10 protein-coding genes are annotated in these 11,513 nt (G+C 62.7%); 4 read left to right on the top strand and 6 right to left on the bottom strand.

All coding sequences use genetic code 11. The features are described 5' to 3' along the window. Window positions 1-55 precede the first annotated feature (55 nt). Entirely contained in the window at window positions 56-1,501 is a 1,446-nt protein-coding gene (locus OX460_RS18655; RefSeq protein WP_289899546.1) for an FAD-dependent monooxygenase, read from the bottom strand. Window positions 1,502-1,581: 80 nt separating this feature from the next. Here OX460_RS18655 and OX460_RS18650 point away from each other — a divergent pair, with 80 nt between their 5' ends. The 3 genes from OX460_RS18650 to OX460_RS18640 all read left to right on the top strand — a co-directional run bounded on the left by OX460_RS18650 (window position 1,582) and on the right by OX460_RS18640 (window position 4,054). Beyond that, on the top strand, window positions 1,582-2,232 hold the full coding sequence (locus OX460_RS18650) for a TetR/AcrR family transcriptional regulator C-terminal domain-containing protein (RefSeq protein WP_289899545.1): 651 nt from the start codon (window positions 1,582-1,584) through the stop codon (window positions 2,230-2,232). Between the two features lie 204 nt (window positions 2,233-2,436). Beyond that, window positions 2,437-3,138: an ArsR family transcriptional regulator gene (locus tag OX460_RS18645; RefSeq protein WP_289899544.1), complete on the top strand. Its 702-nt coding sequence runs from the start codon at window positions 2,437-2,439 to the stop codon at window positions 3,136-3,138. Window positions 3,139-3,214: 76 nt separating this feature from the next. After that, window positions 3,215-4,054 carry an HDOD domain-containing protein gene (locus OX460_RS18640; protein ID WP_289899772.1) on the top strand — a complete coding sequence of 280 codons (840 nt, stop codon included), beginning with the start codon at window positions 3,215-3,217 and terminating at the stop codon, window positions 4,052-4,054. A 73-nt stretch (window positions 4,055-4,127) separates the two neighbouring features. Here OX460_RS18640 and OX460_RS18635 read toward each other — a convergent pair whose 3' ends face one another. From OX460_RS18635 to OX460_RS18620, 4 genes are all read right to left on the bottom strand, one after another. Next, a complete protein-coding gene (locus OX460_RS18635) occupies window positions 4,128-5,939 on the bottom strand; it encodes a DUF885 domain-containing protein (protein ID WP_251349421.1) in 1,812 nt (603 codons plus the stop codon). Between the two features lie 260 nt (window positions 5,940-6,199). Next, a complete protein-coding gene (locus tag OX460_RS18630; RefSeq protein ID WP_251349420.1) occupies window positions 6,200-7,297 on the bottom strand; it encodes a M48 family metallopeptidase in 1,098 nt (365 codons plus the stop codon). Further along, on the bottom strand, window positions 7,294-8,460 hold the full coding sequence (locus OX460_RS18625; protein WP_251349419.1) for an HPP family protein: 1,167 nt from the start codon (window positions 8,458-8,460) through the stop codon (window positions 7,294-7,296). The genes OX460_RS18630 and OX460_RS18625 overlap by 4 nt, the downstream gene beginning before the upstream one ends. Window positions 8,461-8,539: 79 nt before the next feature. Next, window positions 8,540-8,761: a DUF3349 domain-containing protein gene (locus OX460_RS18620; protein ID WP_251349418.1), complete on the bottom strand. Its 222-nt coding sequence runs from the start codon at window positions 8,759-8,761 to the stop codon at window positions 8,540-8,542. 148 nt (window positions 8,762-8,909) lie between these two features. Here OX460_RS18620 and OX460_RS18615 point away from each other — a divergent pair, with 148 nt between their 5' ends. Next, on the top strand, window positions 8,910-9,422 hold the full coding sequence (locus tag OX460_RS18615; protein ID WP_218965289.1) for a thioredoxin family protein: 513 nt from the start codon (window positions 8,910-8,912) through the stop codon (window positions 9,420-9,422). A gap of 16 nt (window positions 9,423-9,438) precedes the next feature. Here the strand turns inward: OX460_RS18615 and OX460_RS18610 are convergent, their stop codons facing one another. After that, window positions 9,439-11,433, bottom strand: coding sequence for a methyl-accepting chemotaxis protein (locus OX460_RS18610; protein WP_251349417.1), 1,995 nt, complete (start codon window positions 11,431-11,433; stop codon window positions 9,439-9,441). Between the last annotated feature and the right edge of the window lie 80 nt (window positions 11,434-11,513).

The raw sequence follows: 11,513 nt of genomic DNA, 5'->3' as shown, positions 1-11,513 counted from the left end.
GCTGACAAGAACGGCACCTTCGGGTGCCGTTTTTTTTCGTCTTGAGATAAGTCAATCAGACCGCGTGGTCCGCATAGCCGTCGGGCCGGATCAGCAGGCTTTTGATGCCGGCCAGTGGCTGGCAGCCGGGTTTGATGGTCAGCGAGGTGAGCCAGGCCGCATCGAAACGATACGGTTGTGCTGCGTGCGCGGCATTGCCAACGACTAACTGCAGCCATTTTCCCGCGTGCAACAGTTCATGGATGCCCACGGCCGTGCCGTCGGCCAGGCGCAGCAGCCAGTCGGGCACGCGCCGGCCGATCCAGTCTGCGCTGCCGGCGCTCGCGTCAGAGCCCAGCGAGATGGGATAGCGCACGCCAAAGCCGGACAACTCGCTGGCCAGCGCGCGGTTGACGTCCGGTTGCGCCAGCATGTCGCTGATGGTGGCGCGCAGGGCCAGGGTGCGCGCGTCAAAACGCGTCAGCATGGCCGTTTGCGCGAGGGTATTGTGCTGCAACGACACGCCAACGGGATGGCGCTCCGCATGGTAGCTGTCGAGCAGGCTGTCCGGCGCATAGCCCTTGAGCACGCCGGCTAGTTTCCAGCCCAGGTTCATCGCGTCCTGCATGCCCACGTTCATGCCCTGGCCGCCTGCCGGCATGTGGATGTGGGCGGCATCGCCGGCCAGGAAGACGCGTCCCTGGCGATAGCGCCGGGCCAACCGTGTTTCGTCGTTGAAGCGCGACAGCCAGCTGGCGTCATGCAGGCCGAAATCGTAGTCCGCGATGGCCGTGCTGGCCTGCGATAACTCCTCCACGGTGGCCGCTTCCGCCGCCGCAACCTGGGGGCGGCGCGCATTCAGGGTGATGACGCGGTAGCGGCCTTGCTCCAGCGGCACGATCATCAGGCTACCCGCTGCGTTCGTCAGGGACAGCATGGGTGACGCGGGCGGATGGCGCAGCCGCACATCTCCCATGAGCATGCTGCACGTGGCCGCCACGCCGTCGAAGGCGATGCCCGCCTGCTGGCGCACGAGGCTGCGAGCGCCATCGGTGCCGATCAGGTAACGGGCACGCAGGCAGAATGGGGCGCCGTCGTGCGTGCCGGCCACTGTGACGCCATCGTCATCCTGCTGTGTCTGTTCCACGAGCGCGCCGCGAACAATTGCCACGCCGTCTTCCAGCAATTGCTCTTCCAGCAGGCGTTCCGTCGTGTTTTGCGGCAGGAACAAGGTGTAGGGATGGGGCGTGTCGAAGCCGGAAAAGTCGAGCCGGGTATCGAGGCCCGCATAGTGGCCGCCGGACAAGGGCGTGCCCAGTGCAACAAAGCGCTGGTCCAGGCCCCGCAAGCCCAGCATTTCCAGGGTGCGGCCATGGATGGTCAGCGCGCGTGAATGCGCGCTGCGTTGCGGCCGCCGTTCCAGGATGGCCACGCGGATGCCGGCCAGACGCAATTCGCAGGCCAGGGTCAGGCCGACGGGGCCGGCTCCGACGATGATGACTTCGATATCGCTATTGTGCATGTCACTCTCAATCTAACGTTGTTAGTCTGTGTAAAATGGTAAACTAACGACGTTAGAGTTTCAAGGGAAATGACAGGAAAATGAAAATTCAACGCGAAGCCGTGGTGGCCAGGGCGCTCGAGCTGCTGGACGAAGTGGGTATCGAAGGCTTGACCATGCGTCGCCTAGCCGACGCGATGGGCATCAAGGCCGCTTCGCTGTACTGGCATTTTGCGAACAAGCAGGCTTTGCTCGATGGCATGGCCGATGTGTTGATCGAAGACGTGGCAAGGAACGTCGATGCGGATGCGGGCTGGGAAGCGCAGTTGCGCCAGGTGGCGGCGCAACTGCGCGCGGCGTTATCGGCCCGCCGCGATGGCGTGCGCGTCTTTGGCGGTACCTATGTGATATCGGAAAACGTGTTTCGCGTCGCCGAAGCGTTAATCGGCCCGATGCGTGCAGCCGGGGCATCGGAGAAACTGGCCAGCTGGAGCGCATTTACGCTGCTCTATTATGTGCTCGGTTTTGTCATGGAAGCGCAAGGCACGGGACCGGGAAGCGCCGCGATGTATGCATTATCGAACCGGCGTGCCGCTTTCGCCGCCATGGCGGCCGACCATTATCCGCACGTGCTCGCATCCATGGATGCCATCTTTAATGCGGAAATCGACGACCGTTTTAATGCGGGTCTCGATTTGATTATGATCGGCTTGCGGGAAAAAATTAAAACGAATCAAGGTATATATAATTGATCTGTCCGGCATCCATATATTTTGATGGCCAGGCATATTCAATCATCTTTCTCTTTTTTCGCGCATTGTACTGTTGCCTTGTTCGCTTTGCAGTGAGCGCTCACATTGATTTTCCTCCTCGGCGCCGTTACGGGGCGTGCCGTGGCGTGTCCGGCGATGCCGAGTACCCGCCAGCACGGCCGCCACTGGTCGCGGCCGGCATACATGTTGCGCAAATCCCCGTCGATAGCGGGCCACGCCAATTATCAGTTTATTCATGCTAAGATTTGGCGCATGATTGCCCAAGCCCTGTTTACTCCCGCCCAGCAGAAACTGCTGGGATTGCTGTTTGTCCGCGTGAATGAAGGCTTTCACTTGAACGAGATCATGCGCCTGACCGGCCTTGGCAGCGCGTCGGCGCAACGGGAGCTGCGCCGCTTGCATGAGTCCGGCCTGATCACGTCGGAGCGGATCGGCAATGTGCGGCGCTTCTGGCCCAACAAGGAAAGCCTCGTGTATCCGGAATTGAGCGGACTGGTGCAGAAAACTTTTGGCATCGTTGGCGTCCTCAGCATGACGCTGACGCCCTTGCGTGCCCAGTTGCACCTGGCATTCGTGTCGGGTGCCACGGCGAAGGGACAGGACATGCCTGGCAGCGCCATCGATTTGCTGCTGGTGGGCGAAGAAGCCAATTATGGCGATCTGTTGACGGGATTGGCGCCGGCCGAGCGAACCTTGAGGCGTAAAATCAATCCCAACTTATATACGCTGGCCGATTATCGCCGGCGTCTGCGTGAAGGCCAGCCATTTCTGCTGCAGGTATTACAGCAGCCGAAGTTGTTTGTCATCGGCGATGAATCACAATTGCATGCGCTGGCATTGCCAGATTCTTCCATGCAGGCGAATGACACGCCATCTGTATTCTAAAGGCCGGGCCTGGCATTCAATTTCTGACATATGAAATTTTTGGCTGGAAAAATATCTGAGGCGGATTGATCGTATGATGAATAAACTACAGGCTTTCGGTTTAATTGTTTCCCAGGCAGTGCGGGGAGAATTAACGTTTCCCACGAGTGTGAATTCCGCATTGCAATTGCAATTGGCCCTGGCTGAACCGGACTGCCATATCGATCATGCGATCAAGCTGGTTCTGGGCGAACCCTTGCTGGCGGCGCGCACGGTCGCGCTGGCCAATTCGGCCGTGTACAGCCGCGGCGATGCGGCGCCCGTGACCAGCGTGCGCGCCGCCGTGATGCGCATGGGTTACCGCAATCTGTACGCGCTGGTGGCGGCCATGGTGGTGCGCCAGTTTGGCAGCAAGATCATCGACCCCGTCCTGCGCCAGAAGGCGACCCAGCTGTGGGAGCACACGGCCCACGTGGCGGCGCTGGCGCACGTGCTGGCCCGCCGCGTGACGCACGTCGATGCCGACACGGCGCTGTTCGCCGGTATCGTGCATGAGGTGGGAGGCTTTTATTTGCTGTCGCGTGCCGATGAGTTCCCCGGCTTGCTCGACGACGATACGGATCACTGGATGGAGTCCGCCGAAGAGATCATTTCCCGCGAAGTCATGAAGAAGCTGCTGATCCCGCTGGCCGTGAGCGAAGCCATCGAAGGCTTGCGCGATGGCTTGCTATCCATCCCGCCCGACTCCCTGCTCGATACCTTGTTGTTGGCCAAGCAACTGTCACCCGTGCCGTCGCCCTTGCAGCTGACGTACGTGGAAATGCTCACGCCCTCCGATTCCGTCATAGATTTCATTATCGACAACGAGACCCTGCAAAGCATCCTGGCCGAGTCAAACGAGGAAGTACACTCGATGAGCGCCGCGCTGCTGGTGTAGCTGGAAACGCCGGCGGCGAAAAAAAACGGCAGCGCCATCGAGGTGCTGCCGTTTTGTTTTCAGGCGCTGCCGCTTACTTCTGCTGCGCGATCCAACGGTCGACCTTGGCTTCCAGCAGCTTCAGGGGCAGGGTGCCGTCGCCGAGTACCACTTCGTGAAACTTCGGCAGGCTGAACTTGTCGCCCAGCGCTTGCTGCGCGCGCTGGCGCAGTTCGACGATTTTCAGCGAACCGATCTTGTAGCCCAGCGCCTGGCCCGGCCACGCCATGTAGCGTTCCGTTTCGCTTTTCGCCACGGCGTCATAGCCGAGGGTGTCGCGCATGTACTTGATCGTCTGCTCGCGCGTCCAGCCCTTGGTGTGCAAGCCCGTGTCGACCACCAGGCGCACGGCGCGCAGCATCTCGTCGTTCAAGTGGCCGAAATACTGGGCCGGATCCTCGAACAGGCCCATTTCCTTGCCCAGGGTTTCCGCATACAGGGCCCAGCCTTCCGTGAAGGCATTGTTGCCGCCGAAACGGCGGAAGTTCGGCAAGTCCATCTCTTGCACCAGCGCCAGGTGGAAATGGTGGCCAGGCTTGCCTTCGTGCAGGAACAGGGTGGTCATGCCTGTGTCGCCATACAGTTTCGGATCCGTGACGACGGACCAGAACACGCCCGGGCGCGAACCGTCGGCGGCCGGCGCCGTGTAGTGGTCGGCGGCCGTGTCGCGGCTCAGTTCAGGTTCCAGGCGCAAGTCCAGCGGCGCCTTCGGCACCAGGGTGAACAGGGCTGGCAATTTGCTGTCCAGCAGCACGTTCAGCTTGCGGTAGACGTCGAGCACTTCCTGCTCCGTCTTGAACGGGCGGTATTTCGCCTGTTCCGACACCCACACGGGCAAGCCGGCCGCAGGGCCGTTGTAGCCCATCTTCGGGCCCACGATCGCGTATTGTTCCTGGATGCGCGCCACTTCCTTCAAGCCGATGGCGTGAATTTGCTCCGGCTTCAAATCCGTGGTGGTGCTGCTGGCCACGCGCGCCTGGTACCAGCTGGCGCCATCGGGCAGGGCGCTCCAGCCGCTGCTCGTGCGGCCGGCCGGCAGGTAATCGCGTTCCATGAAGGTGGACAGACGCTGCAGCGCAGGCATCAGCTTGGCCTCGATGATGACGGTGTAGGTTTGCGTCAGGCGCGCCTTGTCCGCGTCGGAAAAGCTGGCCGGCAAGTTCTTGATGGGCGTGTAATAGACGCTGTCCTGCGGCGTGGCGCTGACGAGTTTCTTGAATTGCGGCAAGGCCGATTCCGTCAGCGCCTTCGGCAGCACGATGCCTTTTTGCATGCCGACCCGCATATTGGCGATGGCCTGGTCTATCCAGCCCGGCAACTGGCCAATACGGCTCAGGTAAGCGTCATACTCTTTGACCGTGGTCAAAGGCTGCGATGCCTCTCCGCCCGCATAATTGGCCAGGGTGACGGGCATGCTGTCCATCTGGTTCAAGGGCAACAGGTATTCGGGGAAGCGCTCGAAGCTCAGCGCCGTGGCCAGTTCATAGTCGAGGATATCGTAATTGATCTGGTCCTGGTGCGACAGCTGCGCGCGGGCAATGCTGCGCAGGGTCTTCTGGTACTGGCGGTACAGGGCGAATTGTTTTGCACGCGCGGCGGGCACGATGGCTGAACCGATCTGGTCGTCGAAACGGTTGTCGCCGCTCTCGGTGGCATTGATCGGCTCGAAACGGGCCAGCGCATCGTAGTATTGGTCGGCCAGCACTTGCAGCTGCCGCTTCGCTTTGGGCGCGCTGACGGCCACGGTTTTGGCTGCGGGCTGGGCCGCTTGCGCCATGGGCGCATGGGCGAGCAACAGGGAGATGGCCAGGGTGCCGAGGGTGCCGGCGGCAAAACGATGCTTCATGCGCGAGATCCTTTGTAAGGAGGGAATGAACGGAGGCTTACAACGCCTAATAAAACCGTAGCGAGCGGAAGGAAGTTGTGGTCGAGAAGCGCAACTGTACGAAGGTACAGTGAGCATCGCAGACCGCAAATTACGACGCGCAGTAGGTTTTGATAGGCGTTCTTGGCGGGGTCGGGGTGGCCGTTCAAGATGGAACAGCCGGGGCGTAAGCATACGCCATTGCCCAGTGCGTTTGGATAAATTGTGCGGGAGAAATGTTGCTATTTGTCCGCTGGCGCGACCAGGGCTTTCATCGCCTGCCAGTGCTGGCTGACCAAGGGGACGCAGGCAGGACAGGGCGTGGCAGCGATCAGGCTGCGGATCTGCTGCGCGCGTGCCGCCGTTTGCGGGTGTGAGGAAATCCATCCCGGTACGCTGGCCTTGTCCTTGTCGTCGAGCTTCTGGAAAAAGCGCAGCATGCCGTCCGGGCGGATTCGCGCGCGCTGCAAGGCCAGCAAACCCAGGCGATCCGCCTCTTCTTCCATGTCGCGGCTGAAATACAGGGTGCCGGCCTGGTGCGCCAGCATGGCGGCCACGGCGCTGATGTCGCCGATGGTCACGCCCATCAGGGCGCCCCAGCCCAGGCTGCTGATCATTTGTCGCAACGAATGGCGCTGCTCCACGTGCTGCACTTCATGCGCCAGCACGCCGGCCAGCTCGCCCGGATCCCCCGCCTGGCGCAGCAAGCCCGTATGCACGACGATGATGCCGCCCGGCATGGCAAACGCGTTGACCGTGTCGTCCTGCTTGACGAGCCAGCGGTACTGGTAGCGCGAACCGGTCGTCAGCTGGCGGCCGATTTCCTGCACTGTTTGCTGCGCCACGCCGCTCTCGCTGATGCCGCCTTGCGCGCGTACTTGCGCCAGGGCCAGTTCGCCCAGCTGCTTTTCCGTGGACAGGGGAATCAGCCCCGCCAGCGCGCCGACGGCATGGCCGCCTTGCCACCACAGCAGGGCCGTGGCGACGACGGTGGCGCCCGTCAAACCGAGCAGCCAGCCCGACACCTGCCGCCGGTTGCGCTGGCGCTCGCCCCACAAACGCTGCAGTGGCGGCTGCAGCGCCGCCGGCGCTTCGCGCAAGACGATGGCGATGTCCTCCGCGCCGAGCGGTTTCAGCGACGCTTGTCGTCCTTGTTCGTCGAGCCAGTTCAGGAACAGTTCCGGCCCGTCGACGCCGCCCACGCTGACGACCAGCTGCGCCACGTCGACACCATGGCCGGGCGCATCGATGGCCAGTTGGGTGCCAAAGAAATGTGCGCTGACGGGCGTGCCAGCCGGGCCGCCATCGGGACCGGTCAGCAGTGCCTGGAAGGGCGTCATGCGGCGGCCTCGGCAAAGCGACTTTCGTACAGGGCCGCCATCAGGTCGGACTGGCTGATGATGCCGGCCAGGCGTTCATCCTCGTCGAGGATGGGAATATGGTGGTAGCCGGCGTCGGCCATCAGGGGCACGAGGTCGATGATGGGCGTGCCCAGGCGGGCCGTGTGCGGCGACGGCGTCATCAGCTGGCCTACCACTTCCGGCTTGTCGCCGTGGGACAGGCCGCTGCGCTGCAGCAAGCCGCGCAGGCGCTGGCGCATGCCTTGATAATCGTCGAGGCCGCCATGGCGCAGGAAATCCGTCTGCGTGATGATGCCGATGACGCGGCGCGCCCGGTTCAGCACGGGCAGGGCGCCCACCTCGTGCTCGCGCATGGTACGCCAGGCAGCATCGAGCGGCGTGCCGAATTCCACGCTGAGCACATCCTTCGACATGATGTCGGCGCAGGTGACGACGCCGAAACGGCGCTGGTAGGCGCGCATTTCCGTTTGCAGGAAGATGGCTTGCAAATCGTCGCGGCTGATGTCGAGCACTTCGCTGTGCTGGCGCAAGACGGCATCGAGGTCGTCCGGCGAAAAGCCCAGGCGGTTGCTGGGCACGTCATCCCGGGTGGCGTGCGGATGCGGTGCCACCAGTTGCTGGATGTGCGGGTAGCGACGCCCCGTCAGGTTGTTGTACAGCACGGCGCAAGCGACCAGCACGGCGGAATTGAACAGCACGGTGATGAAGACGAACTCAAAGCCGGCCGCATGCACGCTGGCGCCGCCGACCACGGTGGTGAGCGCCACGGCCCCGCCCGGCGGATGCAAACAGCGCAGGGCAAACATGGCGCCGATGGCCAGGCAGGCGGCCAGGGCCGCAACGCCCACGCTCGATCCCAGCCACTTCACGCAAGCCATGCCCACCAGGCCGGAGACGACGTTGCCGCCCACCACGGACCACGGTTGCGCCAGCGGGCTGGCCGGTAGGCAGAACAGCAGCACGGCAGAGGCGCCCATGGGCGCGATCAGGTAGACACTGGCGCTGTCGGGGGCCAGCAGGAAGTGGCAGATGAGTCCAGTGAGCAACAGACCGCAGATGGCGCCCGCGCAGGCGCGCAATTGTTCGCGGCGGCTGCCGTTGTTTGGTTGCGGCAGCCAGCGTGCCAGGAAAGAAGTCGTCATGGGGAGGGCGCGTTCGGGCCGCGTTGCTCTGTGTGAGCCCGATATTATCCCATGCGTTCCATTTCGCTGCCTGCGGGCATTAATCCCCGGCGCAGACGGCGTGCAGGCCGTGCCGCGCCAGCAAGTTCCCGACGGCCGCGATGGCGGCCATCAGCTCGGCCAGGTTGCGGTCGGAAAAGTGTTCATACAACAGGTCCAGCACGGCGAAGTACGCCGAGTCTGGCATGCCGCCGGGATAGGCGCTGCACAGCATGCGCGCGGCGCCGGATAGCGTTGGGGGCAGGCTGTCTGGCATGTTCAAGTGGCTTATCCTTGGCGTGCTTATACGTTTTTCGCATAAGCACAGTGCAATTAAATGGTGGATATTTCCTACAGGTACGCATATTCTAGACAATCACGCCCGCTGGCAGCTGTTCAGCTGGCTTCACGATCTCTCTCAGGAGTCCCGCATGCGCGTTTCCCGTTTCGTTTCCCTTTTCTTTGCCAGCCTGCTGCTTTCCGGCACCGCCGTTGCCGCCGCCCCGACGCCGGCCAACCCCGTCGCCACGCCGCATTTGCCGTATAACGCGGCGGCCGATGCCAAGGCCGACGTGGCCCGCGCGCTGGCCGAGGCCAAGGCGGCGCACGTGCCAGTCCTGCTGATCTTTGGCGCCAACTGGTGCGAGGATTGCCGCGCGCTCGACAAGGCCTTGAAGGAAGGCAAGAATGCCGAGCTGATGCAACAGCAGTTCAAGGTCGTCAAGGTCGACGTGGGTAACTTCGACCATAACCTTGACGTGGCGCAAGCCTATGGCAATCCGCTCAAGAAAGGCATCCCCGCCGCCGTGCTCGTATCGAGCGACAACAACCAGGTGCTGTACGCCACCAAGGGCGGCGAACTGGCGAATGCCCGCCGCATGAGCGAGAGCGGCATTTATGATTTCTTCAAGCAAGCGGCAAGCGTGAAAGCGCCGGCGATTTAAGCGTTTTCCAGCACCCTTAAAATTCTTCCCACGCATCGCTGGCCGGCGCTGTCGGGCGCGCTGCTGCTGCCTTGGCCAGTGCTGGACGGGCCGGCTTGGGCAGCGCCGGCTTGCCGGCCGGCTGCTGCGCGGCATGCCCGGTTTCTTCCAGCTTGAAGACGCTGACCACCTGCGCCAGCCGCCCGGCCTGATCCTGCAGGGACTGGGCTGCCGCCGCCGCTTCTTCCACCAGCGCCGCATTTTGCTGGGTGGCGTCATCCATCTGCGTGACCGTGGCATTGACTTGCGCGATGCCCTGGCTTTGCTCCTGGCTGGCCGAAGCGATTTCTCCCATCAGGTCGGCGACTCTTTGCACGGAGACGACGATGTCCTGCATGGTAGCGCCGGCCGAGTCGACCAGCTTGCTGCCCGCGTCCACCTTGCTGCCCGAGTCGACGATCAAGTCCTTGATTTCCTTCGCCGCCTGGCTTGACCTCTGCGCCAGGTTGCGCACCTCGGTTGCCACCACGGCAAAGCCGCGTCCCTGTTCGCCCGCGCGCGCCGCCTCGACCGCTGCGTTCAGCGCGAGGATATTGGTTTGGAAGGCAATGCCGTCGATCACGCTGATAATATCTGCGATCTTGCGCGAACTCTCCGTAATTGCGCCCATCGTTTGCACGACTTGTCCGACTACTTCGCCGCCCTTGACGGCGTGGCTTGAAGCCGACACCACCAACTGGTTGGCCTGACGCGCGTTGTCCGCGTTCTGTTTCACGGTCGATGTCAGCTCTTCCATGGCCGCCGCCGTCTCTTCCAGACTTGACGCCTGGGCTTCCGTACGCGCCGAGAGGTCCATGTTGCCCGACGCGATCTGGCTCGATGCGCTGGCAATCGCCCCGGTACTGTCGCGAACTTCACGTATCGTCACATTCAGCGACGCGACGAAGCGGTTGAAGGCGGCGGCCAGGGCGCCGACCTCGTCTTCGGATTCGACGGGCATGCGGCGGCTCAGGTCGCCATTCCCGCTGGCGATCTCGCTGAGCATGTCGGCCGCGCGCGCGACGGGGGCGGCGATGGCGCGGCTGATGACATAAATGATGAGCAGGGCGATGCCGCCACCGACCAGGCCGGCGATCAGGGCGGCGATCAGGGCCGAACGCGTGACGTTGCCCAGCACTTCCGCTTCCGGCACTTCGGCCATCACATACAGATTCAATTCCGGCACAAAGGAGGCGGCGACGAGCTGCTTGCCGGTCGGCGCCGCATAACTGGCATAGGTGTATTTGTTGCTGGTCAGCAGAGCCTTGCTTAGTGCTTCGCTAAAGCCGGGCAAGTCCTTCAACTGATGCTTGCCGTCGGCCAAGGCCGGATCGCGGTGGATCAGCAGGTTGCCGTCGGCGCGTACCAGGTAGACATGGCCCGTCTGGCCGACCTTGTAGCTGCGGATGGTCTCGGCCATCGCGTCGACGCTCAAGCCCATGCCTGCAATGACGGCCTTGCCGCCGGCCGTCTGGCCGCGCGCATTCAGGAACAGCATGAAACTGCCCGAGGCCGGATCGCGATCCAGATTGATCGTGTGCTGTTTGTTTTCGCCGAGCATGCTGAAGAACCAGTGATCGGCTGGCAACTGCTTGTCCAGCGTGCGGATCAGGCCCGCATCGGTCATGTACCTGGATGCAGCTTGTGAACTCCAGCTGACGACGGCCGCCTTGTTTTTTTCCTTGAGCATCCTGGCGTAGCGCTGGAAAGTGGCCATGCCGCTGTCGGCCAGCTCCGCGTCTTCCCAATCTTGCAGAAAGACATCATTCGCCATCGTCTGTACCACGGACAGCGGCTGGCTGATCTGTCGCAGCACGTCGTTGCGGATTTCGCCCACCTGGGCCGGCAGCTCCTGGCCGACGACGCGCTCGCGCACATAATCGCTGCTCATGCGCACGCTGAGGAACGATGAAATGCCCATGAACAGCAGCAGGCACAAACCCATGCTGAACATCAATTTTTTCTGGATGGAAAGGTGGCGAAGCAGATGCATGGACGACCCTGGGAATGGGCCTGCGCGACTGGCAGAGGTTGCCAAACATGCACAGGCAAGTGCGCAGTATAGCGACGGAT

It is taken from the genome of Janthinobacterium sp. SUN033, from assembly GCF_030397595.1.
GTDB lineage: Bacteria > Pseudomonadota > Gammaproteobacteria > Burkholderiales > Burkholderiaceae_D > Janthinobacterium > Janthinobacterium kumbetense.
This window is presented reverse-complemented; position numbering and strand designations above follow the sequence as displayed.